Below are 14,818 nucleotides of genomic sequence, written 5' to 3' on the forward strand. Positions count from 1 at the left end.
GGCGAGGGTGTTGTAGGGCCAGGCGTTCTCGCCCAGCCACATCAGCCCGTCCGTGGACGGCGGCATCCAGGTCGGTGAGTCCCACAGACTGTGCTCGAACGTGACGCCCAGGCCGGTGAACCACCGGAAGTGTTCGGTGCTCTCGTCGCAGTAGACGCGCAGCTTCTCCTCGTCCGCGTGCGGGCCGAGGGCGGCCTTGAGGTAGGCGAACATGTCGTCCGCGGTGTCCTGGAAGCCGCACGCGTGCTGCACGGGCGTGCCGCCGCCCAGGTAGAGCTCGCCGCCGGAGAGTGCCGAGGAGCCGCCGGGGCCGCCGGCGCGCTCCAGGACCAAGACCTCGGCGCCGGCGCGGGCCGCCTCGTAGGCCGCCGCCGCGCCGGCGCAGCCGAAGCCGACGACGAGGACGTCGGCCACGTGGTCGTACCGGGTCACGGAGTCGGCCGGAACCGGCGTCACCGGCCGCGCACCACCCCGCGGCGCACCGCCCCGCTGCGCATCACCGTGCCGTGCCGGGGAGTCCGCCGGCCGGTGGCGCTCGCCCACCGGCCGGACGGCGCTCACCGGTCGGCCTCGGGCGGGGCGAAGGCCGCCAGCGGCTGCGACCCGGACCAGTCGTGGCCCCAGTAGCTGTCCGCGGTGATCTCCTCCGCGGTGTAGTGCGCCTCGTCGACGAGCATGCCCTCGGTGCCGTACTCGATGTCCCATCCCCCGGGGGCGCGGACGTAGAAGGAGACCATCTTGTCGTTGGTGTGCCGGCCCAGGGTGGAGGAGAGCGAGAAGTCGAGCCGAGCCACGTTGTCCAGCGCGCGGCCCACCGCGTCCAGGCTGTCGACCTCCACCATCAGGTGCACCAGACCGGGGTCCTCGCCGTGCGGCGCGGGGCACAGGGCCAGGCTGTGGTGGCGCTGGTTGACGCCCATGAAGCGCACGCGGCGCGGCGGGGCGTCCGGCTCCTGCCCGCTCAGCCTGATCCCGCCGCGCGGCAGGAAACCGAGGACTTCGGTGTAGAAGGAGACGGTCTCGTCCATGCGGGTCGTCGGCAGGACGACGTGTCCCATGCCCTGGCCGCCGGTGACGAAGGTCTGCCCGAGCCCGGTGAGGACGGGGCTGTGGTCCAGGACGGGGCCGAAGAAGACCTCGACGGGTACGCCCGCGGGGTCTTCGAAGGTGAGCGCTGCCTCCACCCCGCGGTCGTCGGCCTCCTGCTGTGAGAGCTGCTTGACCGCCGTGCCCGACGCCTCGACGGCGCGGCCGACCGCGGCCAGGGCGAACTGGTCGCGCACCTCCCAGCCGACGGCCTGCACCCGGTCGGTGTCGCCGGGCAGTACCGCGAGCCGCGCCCGGCGCTCGTCCATCCTCAGGTACAGCCCTTCCGGGTCGGGACCTGAGCCCTCGGCGAAACCGAGGGCCTCGACGGTGAGCTGACGCCAGCGGTCGATGTCCCGGGTCTGCACCCTGAGGTAGCCCAGTCCTCGGATGTAGGTCATGTGTGCCTTCCTCTCGTGCTGTTCGTCCGCACTTTCCGTTCGGTGTGCCGTCTCCGCGCAGCCGCCCGCGACAGCGCCCGTGCCCGTGCCCGTGCCCGTGCCCGTGCCCGTGCCCGTGCCCGCTAGATCATGGAGCGCATCGGCCCCTGCGGTGGCTCGACGCCGATCTGCGTCAGCGCCGCGACGTGGAAGACGGCTCCGGTGACGTGGATGGCGTGGGCGAGGCCGGTGTGCGCGTCGCGCCAGAACCGCTGGATCGGGTTGTCCATCCGCATGGCGTTGCCGCCGGAGCGGGCGACGATCTCGTCGACCGCGCGGACGGCCCGCCATGCCGCCCTGGCCTGGGTGCGGCGGCCCACCGCCCGCCGGTCGAAGGAGACCTCCTCGCCCGCCGCCACCGCGTCGTGGAGCTCGCAGATGTTGTCCAGCAGCGCCGAGCGTGACGCGGCGATCTCCGCAGCCGCCTCGCTGACGGCGTAGAGCACGTACGGATCGTCTCTGACGGCCGTACCCGTGATCTGGACCCGGTCGCGCTGGTAGGCGAGGTGGTGGGCGAGCGCGCCTTCGCAGATGCCGATGACGGACGCGGTGATACCGAGCGGGAACGCCGCGGAGAACGGCAGGTGGTAGGTCGGGTTGGTCAGCCCCGCCTCCCTCGCGAGCCGCCCGTCGACGACCTTGTCGTAGTCGATGACGCGGTGGTCGGGGACGAAGGCGTCCTTGACGACGACGTCCTTGCTGCCCGTCCCCCGCAGGCCGACCACGTCCCACGAGTCGTCGACGATCTCGTAGTCCGCGCGCGGCAGTATCACGTGCATCGAGCGCGGCGGGTTGATCCGGCTGCCGTCGCTGTCGGCCAGGAAGGCGCCCAGGAAGATCCAGTCGCAGTGGTCGGTGCCCGAGGAGAACTGCCAGTGGCCGTTGAAGACGTAGCCGCCGTCGACGGGGCGCAACAGCCCCATCGGCGCGTAGGGCGACGCGATCCAGGTGTCGGGGTCCTGGCCCCACACCTCGTCCCGCACACGGGGGTCGGCCATCGCCATCTCCCACGGGTGGACGCCGACCACACCCGCCACCCAGCCGGTCGACCCGTCGCAGGCGGCGATCTTCATGACCGTCTCGGCGAACTCACGGGGATGTGCCTCCAGGCCGCCGTGCGCTGCCGGCTGGAGCATCCGGATCACGCCGGTGTCCCGCAGGACCTTCGCGGCCTGGTCGTCCAGCCTGCCGAGCGCCTCGTTGGAGGGGCCCAGCGAGCGGATCTCCTCCGCGCGTTCGGTGATCGCGTCAAGTACGGGGTTCGGCATGCGGGCTCCCTCTTCCGTGCGGAGGCTTCGTGCGGCGGCTTCGTGCGGAGGCTTCGTGCGGAGCATTCGTCCGGAGGCATTCGTGCGGAGGCTTGAATCCGTGGGCGGCTGTGCGGAGATCGTCTTCACCCGTCGTAGGTGATCTTCAGTCGTTCGGTGCGCGGGCGGGCCTGGCAGGCCAGGACGAGGCCGTCGGCGAGGTCGCGGTCGTCGAGGACCTCGTTGCGCTCCATCTCCACCTCGCCGTCGAGGAGCACGCACGCGCACGCGCTGCAACTCCCCTCTCGGCAGGAGAAGGGGGCGTCCAGACCGGCGGCGAGGAGTACGTCGAGCAGCGGCGTCTCCCGGGGACAGACGACGGTGCTCGTCTCGCCGTCGAGCTCGACCTCGACCGTGCTTCGCGGCCCGGAGGCGTCGACGTCCGCCTCCGGCTCGGCGAACGGGTCACCCGTCAGCGAGGAGAAGCGCTCCACGTGCATCCGGTCCGCCGGCACACCGAGGCCGCGCAGCGTCGTCGCCGCCGACTCCATGAAGGGCCCCGGGCCGCACAGGAACACCTGGCGCCCGGCGTACGGCTTGGTGAGCGCGCGCAGCCCGGCGGGGGTCGGCAGCCCCTGCACGGACTCCAGCCAGTGGATGACGGTGAGCCGGTCGCCGTACTCGCCGGCGAGCGTGACGAGTTCGTCGCGGAAGATCACGGAATTCTCGTCCCGGTTGGCGTAGACGAGCGTCACGGATCCCGATCCCCCGTGCAGCGTGGAGGTGAGGATCGACATCACCGGGGTGATGCCGCTGCCCGCGGCCAGGAGCAGGAAGTCGCTGTCGAGCGAGTCGGGGGTGAACGTCCCGGCAGGGCGGAGCACTTCGAGGGTGTGGCCCTCGACGACGTTGTCGCAGATCCAGTTGGAGCCGTATCCGTCCGCCGTGCGCTTGACGGTGATCTTCGGCTTCTCGTCGCGCAGCGGGGAGCTGCACAGCGAGTAGCAGCGGGCCGTCGAGCCGTCCCGCTCGGAGGGCACCCGGACGGTCAGGAACTGGCCCGGCCGGTAGCCGAACTTCTCCGCCGGCACACCGATCGGCTCCAGCACCAGCGAGTGCGCGTCGGAGGTCTCACGGATGACCTCGACGACACGTACCGTCAAGGGGGTGGGTCGCCCCATGGTTCCTCTGCCTTTCCTTGTAACGGACACCGCCTCGTAAGGGACACCGCCTCGTAAGGGACACCGCCTCGTAAGGGACCGCCGCACGGGAGACGCCGCCTCGTCGGGACGCTCAGCGAGGACCGCGTACCGGCAGGTCGCTGTGGCCGCTGTCCGCCGCGGCGCGGCGTGTGGCGGCACTGCGTGTGCCGGCGTCGCGTGCGGCGGCGTCGCGTGCGGCGATGTATCCGAAGACCAGGGAAGGGCCGATGGTGGCGCCAGGACCCGCGTACTCGTTGGCCATCACGGACGCGGAGGTGTTGCCGGTCGCGTACAGGCCGTCGATGCCCGATCCGTCCTCACGCAGCACCCTGCTGTGCTCGTCGCAGACCAGGCCCCCCTTGGTGCCCAGGTCACCCACCTCGATGCGCACGGCGTGGAACGGCGGTCTGTCGATCTCGTCCAGGTTGGGGTTCTTGAGGGTCGGGTCGCCGTAGTAGCGGTCGTAGGCGCTGTCGCCGCGGTGGAAATCGGTGTCCTTTCCGGCGCGGGCGAAACCGTTGAACCGCCGGACGGTCCCGGTCAGTTCCTCGGCGGGGACACCGATGCTCTCGGCCAGCTCGGCCAGGGAGTCCGCCCGGTGTGCCAGGCCCGTCTCGTAGAACGCCTTGGGGAGCGGCATGCCCGGCAGGACCTGCGCGAAGGGGTAGCGGGCCCGGGCCTTGGCGTCCATCACGAACCAGGCGGGCACGTGCTCGCCCGCGAGCTGGTCGTGGACGAAGTTCGTGTAGGGCGCGGACTCGTTGGTGAAGCGCCTGCCCGAGGACGAGACGATCAGGGACGGCGGGATGCACCGCTCGGAGACCAGCGGGATGGTCGCGCCGGAGGGGTGGCGCACCGAGGGCATCCACCAGGCGTCGTCCATGAAGTCCACGGCCGCGCCGAGACCGAGGCCGGCGAGAATGCCGTCGCCGACGTTCTCCTGCGCCCCGGCGCTGTGGTTCTCCCTGCCGCCCTCGGGCAGATACCGCTCGCGCAGCTGCTGGTTGTGGTCGAAGCCTCCGGTGGCCAGCAGCACTCCGTGCCGCGCGCCGATCCGCAGGGTGCCTCCCGCACGTTCGGCGACGATGCCTGTCACCCGTCCGTCGTCGTCGGTGACCAGCTCCGTCATGGCGGTGTTCAGCCACACGGGGATGCCGGCGTCCTTGAGGGCCATACGCATCCGCGCCACGAGGGCGCGCCCGCCGGTGGCCATGTGCCGGCGGCGGACGAGGTTGGAGGAGACGCGCCAGGCGGCGACCACGGAGGCCCAGCGTCCCCGCCAGGTGCGCTTGACCATCGCCAGGTCGTGGTAGTCCTTGCCCGTCACCCACAGGCCGAGCGGACCCTTGAGGCTGTTGGGCCGCTGGTACTGCTCCTCCTCCCCCAGCTTGCGGGTGTCGAAGGGGACCGCCTCGACGGACCGGCCCAGCGGGCGACCGCCCTCCAGTTCGGGGTGGTAGTCGGCGTAGCCCTTGACCCAGAAGAAGCGCATCCAGCGGCTCGCCCCCAGCAGCCGCATGGCCTCGGGCCCGTGGTCGACGTACGCGTCGAGCCGGGCGGCCGGTACCCGGCCCTCGGTGAGCAGGTCGAGGTAGCGGCGGACCGAGGCGCGGGAGTCGTTGTGGCCCCGGGCCCGGAGTGTCGGGTTGTTGGGGATCCAGATGCCGCCGCCCGAGATCCCGGTCGAGCCACCGTACATGGCGCCCTTCTCGACCACGACGGTGGACAGGCCGCTGTCCTCGGCGGTCAGCGCCGCCGTCATGCCTCCGGCGCCGCTGCCGACGACGACGAAGTCGTACTCGTGATCCCAGCGGGCGGCGGCGGAGGCGCTCACGCAGTCTCCTCACGGGTGAGGAAGGCCAGCACGGCGCTCTCCCAGGCCGCCTTCTGCTCGATCATCACCCAGTGGCCGCAGTCGGGGAAGGTGTGCAGTTCCACGTGGGGGATGGTCCGCATCGGAAGGATCGACATGTCGAGAGGGCTGACGCGGTCGTCGCGGCCCCAGGTGATCAGGGTCCTGGCCTTCAGCTTGTGCAGCATGGCCCAGTAGGGCGCGTCGTCGGATGCCGCCGCGGCGGCGGCGCGAGCGGCGAAGGCGGCGCTGCCGTACATCTTGCGCGCGTTGTCGAGCGCCTGCGGGTCGGTGGCCAGTCGCCACCGCTCCTCGATCAGCTCCTCGGTCACCAGCGCGGGGTCGTACACCATCGAGTTCAGCCACCTGATGAGGCCCTCGCGCGTGGGATTGTCGGTGAACTCGGTCAGCAGCCTGATGCCCTCGCCGGGACCCGGGCTGTAGACGTTCCGGCCGATGCCGCCGATCGTCACGAGTCGGCGGACCCGGTCGGGGTCGGCGAGGGCGAACTGGGTGCCGACGATTCCGCCCATGGAGTTGCCGATCACGTCGACCCGCCGCAGCCCGAGCCCGTCGAGGAACCTCCCCACCGCGGCCGGCGCCGTGGCCATCGGGTGGCCCTCGACCGGATCGCTGACGCCGAAGCCCGGCAGTTCCAGCACGAGGCAGCGGAAGTGCCGGGAGAACGTCGCGAGATTGCCGCGGTAGTTGCGCCAGCCGGTGACTCCGGGGCCCGACCCGTGCAGCATCAGCAGCGGCGGCCCGTCGCCTGCCTCGTGGTAGCGCAGCACACCCTGGTCGGTCGCCAGCTCGCGCGAGGTGCTCTCGTAGCTCAGTTCCGCCATCGTCCCTGCCTTCGACGTCCCGATGGGTACGGTTCCGGAACGTAGACAGCGGCCCCGTTCCGGTGCGGTGCTCATCCCGATCAGCGGGACGCGGGCGCGCGGCGGGGGCCGGTTCGGCGCGGACGGTGCGCTGCTGCGCAGGGGTTCCACTCATCGGGAAGGCTCCGCACCGCCACGCGGAACGGTCCTAGCGTCGGCCCCGCACGCTGACGCAGCACGCTTGTGCCGAACCGTCGAGGTGACCTGATGACAGCAGACTCCGTGACCGCCTGCGCGACGGGTGCGGGCACCGAGCCCACGCCCGCGGAGATGCGGCGCGCCATGAGCGCGTTCGCCACCGGTGTCACCGTCGTCACCGGAGTGGACGCGGCCGGCGAGCCCGTGGGGTTCGCGTGCCAGTCCTTCGCCTCCGTCTCGCTGGATCCGCCCCTGATCCTCTTCTGCGCGGATCACCGAGGGCGCACGTGGCCGCGGCTCAGGGAGGCGGGGCGGTTCTGCGTCAACGTCCTGGCCGAGGACCAGTCGGAGCTGTGCGGCCGGTTCGGTTCCGGAAAGGGCAGGAAGTTCGACGGGCTGGCCTGGGACCTCTCGCGCTGGCGGACGCCGGCGCTGCGCGGCGTGCTGATGAGGGCACACGCCGAGGTGTTCGCGGTGCATGCGGCCGGCGACCACGACGTGGTGATCGGCAAGGTGCTCGAGGTGGAAGGGGAGGCCGACCGCGACCCGATGCTCTTCTTCCGCGGCCGGTTCGGCCTCGGGACGGAGCCGGCCGGCGCCCAGGGGGCGGCGGCACGGTTTCCGTGGGGCTGGGGCGATCGCTGGGGTTGACCGGCCCCTACAGCCAGTCGCCGTTCCGTCCCGTGGCCAGCAGCCTGTCGATGGTCTGCGGGGACCAGGTCGCCCGCTCCTGGACAGCGGTCGCGTGGTGGGCCCTGCCGGGGGTCTCCAGGCCGGGGAACAGGTGCAGCGAGACGTGCCGGGCCGCGTCGGCCACCAGCGGGGCGACCTTCTCCAGCGGGGTCTGTGCGTGGCCGACGAGGGAGAGCGCGGCCACCGGCCCCTCGGGGCCGCGGACCGCCACCGCGACGCAGGCGATGCCGGGGACGCACTCGCCGCGCTCGAAGGCCAGCCCCCGCCGCTGCCTGATGCGGTTGAGCTCTTGGTGGAGCGTCTCGGTGTCGGCGATGGTGCGGTGGGTCATCCGCCCCATGCCCGTGCCCTCGTTCATCTGCGCCTCGACCGTCTCGGGTGCCAGCCAGGCGAGCATGGCCTTCCCCAGCGCGGTCGAGTGCGCGGGCGCCCGGCCGCCGACTGAGGAGGGTACGGAGGTGGCGAAGCGTCCGCCGATCTTGTCGAGGTAGCGGATCTGCGCGCCATCCAGCACCGCCAGGTGGACCACCATGCCCGTCTGGATCTGCATGTGGTGCAACCGCCCCGCGGCGGCCTCGCGGATCTCGTTGTGGGTGCCGTCGCCGCCCAGACCGAGGGCCCTGCGCCCGAGGCCGTAGCCGTGGGGGGTGTGCTCCAGCCACCTCAGCCGCACCAGTTGGTCCAGGATCCGGTGCGCCGTGGAGCGGGGAAGGTGCGTGCGGCGTGCCACGTCCTCCAGGGAGAGCCGGGTCGTGCGCCCCTCGAACGCGTCCATGATCAACGTCATGCGCTCGACCATCGACGGCGGCAGCTTCTTGTGAACGGGCGCATCCACCGCAGGACCTGTGTCGACAACCGTCATGGGGCCCCTCCAGCCGAACTGAAATGAATTCTGCTTTTCGGAATCTAACAGCGCCGCCGAACGTGAGGAAGAGGCATGCGCCGGTTCGCTCCCCCGCGACCCCGCCGGCCACGCACGGCTCCCGCTGAACGGGACAGCCCGAGCCGCCGCACCCGGGCGGACGTTACGAATCGCCCGGAGCACACGGGCCGGTCACAGGTCACAGAAGGAGGAGCATGCGCATCGGGATCACCTCACCCGTGGTCGTACAGCAGCCAGGGGTCAGCTCCGCCTGGGAAGCGGACGCCGGCGCAGCCGAACTGGCCCGCATCGCCCGAGCAGCCGACCAGTTCGGCTTCCACCACCTCACCTGCAGCGAGCACGTGGCCGTCCCGGTCGACGTCGCGCATCAGCGCGGCGGCACCTACTGGGATCCGCTCGCCACACTCGGCTACCTGGCCGCGTGGACCACCCGCATCCGGCTGGTCACCCAGGTCCTGGTGCTCGGCTACCATCATCCGCTCCAGATCGCGAAGCGCTACGGCACCCTCGACGTGCTCAGCGGCGGTCGGGTCACCCTCGGCCTCGGAGTGGGCAGCCTCCGGCAGGAGTTCGAGCTGCTCGACGCCCCGTTCGAGGATCGCGGGGCACGGGCGGACGACGCCTCCCGTGCGCTGCGGTCCGCCCTCTCCGAGCGCCTGCCCGCCTACCGCGGCGAGTTCTACGCGTTCGAGGATCTCCTCGTCGCACCGCACGCCATGCAGGAGCGCGTGCCGATGTGGTTCGGCGGGCGCACCCACAAGTCGCTGCGCAGGGCCGCGGCCCACGGCGACGGCTGGGTGCCGTTCGGCCTCGCCGCCGACGAGCTCCGGGACATGGTCGAGCGGACCGAACTCCCCGACGGGTTCGAGATCGTCCTCAGCCCCGGCCGCCCCGTCGACCCGATCGGCGACCCGGAGGCGACGACCCGCGCCCTGACCCGCGTGCGCGAGGCCGGAGCCACCCTGCTGTCGGCCTCCGTGCGGGCGGACTCTGCCGACCACTACTGCGAGCAACTGGCGGCCCTCGCCCCCCTGGCCGCGTCCCTCTGACCCCACAGGAGCCGCATGAGCGACACCGAGCAGCGCCTGGCCGAGGCGGAACAACGCCTCGCCGCGCTGGAAGCACGCCTTGTCCGCCTCGAGGACGAGGCAGCCATCAGCGCCCTGGTCCTGGCCTACGGGCCCCTCGTCGACAGCGGACGCGCCCGGGATGTGGCCGGCTTGTGGGAGGAGGACGGGGTCTACGACGTCGACGAGTTGCTGATGACCGGCCGGGAGGAGATCGCGGCCATGGTCGGCTCCGCCCGCCACCAGACCTGGATCAGCAACGGCTGCGCCCACATCGTCGGCGCGCCGCGGGTGCGGGTGCGGGGCGACACGGCCGTGGCCGTCTGCTACTCCACCATGATCACCAGGGACCCGGACTCCTCGGAGTTCACCGTGCGGCGGGCCACCGCCAACCACTGGCGGCTGCGCCGGGGCCCGGACGGCTGGCGGGTGACCGTACGGACCAACAGAGTGCTCGACGGACGTGCCGAGTCGCCCGCGCTCCTCGCCTCGGGTGTCGGGGCCGGCCCCGAGCCGGCGGCGGAAGCCTGAGCGTGGGCGGTCAGCCGGCGGCCGGCCCTCGCCGGCTGACCGCCGGCTGGCGGCCATCGGCTGTCGGCTATCGGTTGTCGGTTGTCGCCCGCCGCCCGCCGCCTATCGGCTGTCGGTCGTCGTCGGGAAGTCGACGGCCGACGTCCGTCGGCCGACGGGCGCGTCAGCTCAGCGTCTTGGCAGGGGCCTGCGGCGGCGCCCCGACAACACGCACGCCGTCTTCCGGTCCGGTCATGCCTCCCTGTGCGGGCGCACGGCCGTGCTTCATGACCAGCGCGACGGCCGCACCGGCCAGGCCCACGACGGCGGCGTACAGATACCCGTCGGTGAGAGCGCTGTCGGCGTAACGCACCGCGTGTGTCCGCGGATCGACCTCCAGCACGTTCTTCGACATGACCGCTCCGGTGAGGGCCGTGGCGACGCCCGCCGTCAACAGGGTGCTCATGCCGCCGACGGAGTTGCCCACGCCGCTCTGCGAGGCCGGGAGCGCGTCCTGGACCAGGTTGGCGTTCGAGGAGTGCAGGAAGCCCACCGCACACCCCGCTGTCAGGCTCATGAGCCCCACCTGCCACTGCACCGTGAACAGTCGCGAGCCCAGGAACATCACCAGCAGGAACAGGCCCGCGGAGGCGAGCAGGACGTTGCGGGCGCCGGCCTTCTTGGCCAGGTGGCCCCCGAGCGGCCCCACGAACATTCCCGCGATGCCCAGCGGACAGGTCCACACGGCCAGCTCGGTCGCCGAAAGACCGGCCCCGTAGCCGATGCCCGGGGTGTTCTCCGGTGCCATCAGCATGGTGGGGCTGATCAGCGCGTGCGCGTTCATCATGTAGGAGACGCAGGCGACCGCCAGCACCGTGGGGCCGAATCTGCGGCCGAGCAGCACGTCCAGGTCGATCAGCGGGTTGCGGCACACGCGTTGCCAGCACACGAACGCGAGCAGCATGGCGCTCCCGAGTATCAGGAACGTCAGTGTCCACCCGGCCGTCCAGCCCCAGTCGCTGCCCTGGGTGACTCCGAGCAGCAGCACACCGATGCCGGGACCGAGGAGCGCCGTACCCAGGTAGTCGATCGGGCGGTCGAGGCGGATGGGGCTCTCGGGGACCACGGCGCCGTAGACCGGCAGCAGCACGGCCACGTACAGGGCCAGGAACCAGAAGACCCCGGCGGAACCGAAGCTGTCGAGGAGCCAGCCGGCCAGGAAGGGTCCGGCGAGGGCCGACATGCCGACGCCGGTCACCACGGTTCCCAGCGCGATGGGCACGAAGTCGCGGGGCATGATGTCCCGCACGAGGCTGTAGGACATGGTGACGACGCCGACGAGGCAGCCCTGGAGGGCTCGTCCCACCAGCAGTGCGGGGAACGAACTCGCGAACGCGCAGACGAGGCTGCCGACGACGAAGACGGCTCCGAGCACGAGGATGACCCGCTTCTTGCCCCACTTGTCCCCCGCCTTGCCGACGAGCGGCATGACCGTGGCACCCGCGAGGGTGAGGATCGAGGCGGCCCAGGCGATGTGCAGTGTCGCGAAGGAGGCGGCCATCTTCGGGAGAGCCGGGTAGACCATGATGATCTCGAAGGAACCGATTTCCGAGAAAAGGATGATCACCGCGAGCACGGCGAACAGGCGACGCCTGGATACCGTGGAGTCGGCCGGGTGCGGAGTGAGTGCCATCGTGATCCTTGTCGTGGGAGGGAGGAGCGCGATGTCCCGCGTCAGTGCGTGAGCGCCGGCCGTCGTGACCGAAAGGCCGCCGCGCGCGTGCGTGGGGCTCTCAGCGAGACGTCCGGGGACGGACGCGGGGAGGGCCCCAAGTGAGACACACCACGAAAGATCCCCTCGCCCCTGTCCCAGCCACCGGGACGATCAGCGGGGCACCGCGCGGCGGGGCCAAGGCGCTGCCGCTTCCAGCTGCGCCGCCAGGGCGAGCAGCAGCCCCTCGCCGCCCAGGTCGGCGGCGAACTGCACGCCCAGCGGCAGCCCTTCACCGTCCCGGCCGAGCGGGACCGACATCGCCGGCATGCCGGTGACGTTGTGCACGCTGGTGAAGGCCGCGTAGACGGAGGCGTGTTCGTAGACGGACTCGGGCCGGCGTGTGTCGAGGAGGCCCAGCCTGGGGGTGGGCTGCGCGAGCGTCGGGCTCAACAGCACGTCGACCGTTCGGAAAGCGGCGCCCACCTCCCAGCCGATCTCCTGCATCCGCCGCAGCGCCCGGCTCACGTCGGCGGCCCCGAGGCGGCGGTAGGTGTCGTAGAGCAGGTGCGTGAAGGGTTCGAGGTCGTCGTCGGCGAGCTGCCGGCCGAGCTGGTCCAGTCGGGCGTCCACCCTGGCCACCAGGTCGCTTCCCATCACCACGGCCGACGCACGGCCCACGTCCGCGGGGCGGAACGGGGCGGTGAGCTCGGTGACCTCGTGGCCGAGACGCTCGCACAAGCGGGCCGCGGCGACGGCGGCTTCGGCCGCACACGGGTCTACGGAGGGGCCGTCGGGGAAGCCGGTGATCAGCCCGACCCGCAGCCGGCCCGGGTCCCGGCGTGCCGAGGCCGTGAACGCCTCGGACGGAGTGGGGGCGGCGTACGCGTCCCCCGGCAGCGGACCCGCGGCGATGTCGAGGAGCAGCGCGCTGTCGCGCACCGTCGTGGTGACGGCGTGGTGGCCCGAGACCAGCCCCGACAGGGTGGACGGCTGCGGCGCGGGCGACACCCTGCCGCGGCTGGGCTTGAGACCGAACAGGCCGCAGGCCGCCGCCGGAATACGGATCGATCCGCCACCGTCGCTGGCATGGGCGACGGGCACCATCCCGGCCGCCACCGCGGCGGCCGACCCGCCGCTGGAGCCGCCGGGTGAGTGCGCGGCGCTCCACGGGTTGCGGGTCGGCCCGTGGAGAGTGGGCTCCGTGCTGGCGTTGAGGCCGAGTTCGGGCGTGTTGGTGGTGCCGAGGACGACCATCCCCGCACGGCGGTAGCGGGCCACGAGTTCGCTGTCCCGGTCCGCGACGCCCCCGGTGAACAGCCTGCTTCCGCCCGCTGCCGGGAGACCGGCCACCTGTGTTCCGAGGTCCTTGACGAGGACCGGCACTCCGCGCAGCGGGCCGTCGGGCAGTCCTGCGTCGATCTCCGCCAGCGCCTCGGCGAAGCGGGTGTGGATGACGGCGTTGAGCCGGTGGTCGAGCTTCTCGATCCGGGCGATGGCGCTCTCGGCGACGGCACGGGCGTCGGTGACACCACGCCTGACTCCCTCCGCGGTCGCGGTGGCGTCCCACTGGTCGATCTGGTCGTCCACGCGCTTCTCCTCACGCTCACGGGTGAACGCGGCACTCTACGAGGACGCTCGCGCACGCGGGCACGGCTCCCGCTGACCGGGACGCGCGTGCGAACGGGACGCCCGTGCGGAGGGGACGCGCGTGCGAAGGGGACCCGCGTGCGAAGGGGACGCGCGTCTGCCGCCGCGTCCACCCGCCTGGCACGGGAACACCTCCACCTGCGTCACCATGCTGCGTATGAGTGATGCACAAGTCCCCGGCGCGGAGGAAGGGAGCGGGCCGGCCCATCGCCTGCGGCCGATGACCGGCCGTGACCCGCACGAGAGCGGCCGGGTCTCCACGCCCCTGGAGTTGCTGTTCGACCTCAGCTTCGTGATCGCGGTCGGTACCGCCGCCTCGCACTTCGCCGAGATGCTCGCGGAGGGTCACCCGGGACAGGCGGTCACCGCGTTCGTGCTCGCGATGTTCGCGATCAGCGTCGCGTGGATCAGCTTCAGCTGGTTCGCCTCCGCGTTCGGCACCGACGACTGGCTCTACCGGGCGCTGACGATGTTGCAGATGACCGGCGTCGTCGTCTTCTCCCTCGGCTTGCCCGCGATGTTCCACTCCCTGGAGGAGGGCGGGCATCTGGAGCTGCGGGTGATCGTCATCGGATACGTCGTGATGCGGGTCGCGATGGTGGCGCAGTGGTGGCGGGCGGCCCGGCAGTCACCCGCCTTCCACGACGTGGGCATGGCGAACATCCGCTGGACCGTGCTCGTCCAGGCAGGCTGGATCGTCGTCGGATTCGTGCCCATGCCGCTCACCGCGGCGTTCGTCGCGTTCGCGGTGCTGGCGGTGGGGGAACTGGTGCTGCCGGTCCTCACCCAGGGTGAGGCGGGCGGCACCCCCTGGCATCCGCACCACGTGGCGGAGCGGTACAGCCTCTTCGCGATCATCACGCTCGGGGAGGGAGTGGTCGGCACCGTCGCCTCCTCCGGCGGTCTGCTCGGCGGCGGGGACGGAACGCACTGGACCGGGAACGCGGTCGCTGTCGTCATCGCCGGTGTCGGCCTGACGTTCGGCATGTGGTGGGTCTACTTCGCCCTTCCCTTCGGTGACATCCTGGTCCACCGCCGCGGGCGCGGTTACCTCTTCGGCTACGGGCACATCCCGCTCTTCGTGGGCATCGCGGGAGCCGGGGCCGGGCTGCACGTGGCCGGACTGCAACTGGAGCACGACGCGCGCATCGGTGAGGTCGCGGTCGTTCTCTCCCTCGCGGTGCCGGTCGGCCTCTACCTGCTGATGGTGTATCTGCTGCAGACGTTGCTGCTGTCGGCGGTGGACCGCTACCACCTGCTGCTGATCTCCCTCACGTTCGTGGTGCTGGCCGTCGCGGTGTTCCTGTCCGCGGCGGGCGTCGCGCTCGCGGTGTGCCTGCTCGTGGTGATGCTCGCCCCGTTCGTCACCGTGGTCGGCTACGAGACGAACGGCGAGCGCCATCAGCGACGGCTGCTGGAGGGCCTCCGCACGCGGTGAGTCCTCGGGGCGCGTGG

Annotated in this window: 13 protein-coding genes; 4 read left to right on the forward strand and 9 right to left on the reverse strand. The window is 71.7% G+C overall.

Features of this window, described 5'->3' with window-relative positions; all coding sequences use genetic code 11:
- From AB8Z75_RS06455 to AB8Z75_RS06480, 6 genes are all read right to left on the reverse strand, one after another.
- A partial coding sequence (locus AB8Z75_RS06455; protein ID WP_369200406.1) for an FAD-dependent oxidoreductase occupies positions 1–456 on the reverse strand: 456 nt, incomplete at its 3' end.
- Positions 457–557: 101 nt separating this feature from the next.
- Positions 558–1,487 carry a VOC family protein gene (locus AB8Z75_RS06460; protein WP_369200407.1) on the reverse strand — a complete coding sequence of 310 codons (930 nt, stop codon included), beginning with the start codon at positions 1,485–1,487 and terminating at the stop codon, positions 558–560.
- A gap of 122 nt (positions 1,488–1,609) precedes the next feature.
- Positions 1,610–2,794, reverse strand: a complete 1,185-nt coding sequence (locus tag AB8Z75_RS06465; protein WP_369200408.1) for an acyl-CoA dehydrogenase family protein — start codon at positions 2,792–2,794, stop codon at positions 1,610–1,612.
- A 125-nt stretch (positions 2,795–2,919) separates the two neighbouring features.
- A complete protein-coding gene (locus AB8Z75_RS06470) occupies positions 2,920–3,954 on the reverse strand; it encodes a 2Fe-2S iron-sulfur cluster-binding protein (protein ID WP_369200409.1) in 1,035 nt (344 codons plus the stop codon).
- A 112-nt stretch (positions 3,955–4,066) separates the two neighbouring features.
- Positions 4,067–5,809, reverse strand: a complete 1,743-nt coding sequence (locus AB8Z75_RS06475) for an FAD-binding protein (RefSeq protein WP_369200410.1) — start codon at positions 5,807–5,809, stop codon at positions 4,067–4,069.
- Positions 5,806–6,672: an alpha/beta fold hydrolase gene (locus AB8Z75_RS06480; protein ID WP_369200411.1), complete on the reverse strand. Its 867-nt coding sequence runs from the start codon at positions 6,670–6,672 to the stop codon at positions 5,806–5,808. Before AB8Z75_RS06480 ends, AB8Z75_RS06475 begins: the two co-directional genes overlap by 4 nt.
- A 246-nt stretch (positions 6,673–6,918) precedes the next feature.
- Between AB8Z75_RS06480 and AB8Z75_RS06485 the strand changes: the two genes are divergently transcribed.
- Positions 6,919–7,500 carry a flavin reductase family protein gene (locus AB8Z75_RS06485; RefSeq protein ID WP_369200412.1) on the forward strand — a complete coding sequence of 194 codons (582 nt, stop codon included), beginning with the start codon at positions 6,919–6,921 and terminating at the stop codon, positions 7,498–7,500.
- Between the two features lie 7 nt (positions 7,501–7,507).
- On the opposite strand, the gene AB8Z75_RS06490 is transcribed toward AB8Z75_RS06485, so the two are convergent.
- Positions 7,508–8,404, reverse strand: a complete 897-nt coding sequence (locus AB8Z75_RS06490; RefSeq protein WP_369200413.1) for an IclR family transcriptional regulator — start codon at positions 8,402–8,404, stop codon at positions 7,508–7,510.
- Positions 8,405–8,619: 215 nt separating this feature from the next.
- On the opposite strand from AB8Z75_RS06490, the gene AB8Z75_RS06495 reads away from it, so the two are divergent.
- The gene (locus AB8Z75_RS06495; protein ID WP_369200414.1) at positions 8,620–9,474 is read left to right on the forward strand and encodes an LLM class F420-dependent oxidoreductase; all 855 of its coding nucleotides are present in this window, start codon (positions 8,620–8,622) and stop codon (positions 9,472–9,474) included.
- Positions 9,475–9,489: 15 nt separating this feature from the next.
- Positions 9,490–10,023 carry a nuclear transport factor 2 family protein gene (locus AB8Z75_RS06500; RefSeq protein WP_369200415.1) on the forward strand — a complete coding sequence of 178 codons (534 nt, stop codon included), beginning with the start codon at positions 9,490–9,492 and terminating at the stop codon, positions 10,021–10,023.
- A 163-nt stretch (positions 10,024–10,186) separates the two neighbouring features.
- Here the strand turns inward: AB8Z75_RS06500 and AB8Z75_RS06505 are convergent, their stop codons facing one another.
- Together AB8Z75_RS06505 and AB8Z75_RS06510 are read right to left on the reverse strand one after the other, a co-directional pair.
- Complete coding sequence (locus AB8Z75_RS06505) at positions 10,187–11,695, reverse strand: MFS transporter (protein WP_369200416.1); 1,509 nt, start codon at positions 11,693–11,695, stop codon at positions 10,187–10,189.
- A 192-nt stretch (positions 11,696–11,887) separates the two neighbouring features.
- Positions 11,888–13,303, reverse strand: coding sequence for an amidase (locus AB8Z75_RS06510; RefSeq protein WP_369200417.1), 1,416 nt, complete (start codon positions 13,301–13,303; stop codon positions 11,888–11,890).
- 217 nt (positions 13,304–13,520) lie between these two features.
- Between AB8Z75_RS06510 and AB8Z75_RS06515 the strand changes: the two genes are divergently transcribed.
- The gene (locus tag AB8Z75_RS06515; RefSeq protein WP_369200418.1) at positions 13,521–14,801 is read left to right on the forward strand and encodes a low temperature requirement protein A; all 1,281 of its coding nucleotides are present in this window, start codon (positions 13,521–13,523) and stop codon (positions 14,799–14,801) included.
- The last annotated feature ends 17 nt before the right edge of the window (positions 14,802–14,818 follow it).

The organism is Streptomyces sp. PU-14G (assembly GCF_041028275.1).
Lineage (GTDB): Bacteria > Actinomycetota > Actinomycetes > Streptomycetales > Streptomycetaceae > Streptomyces.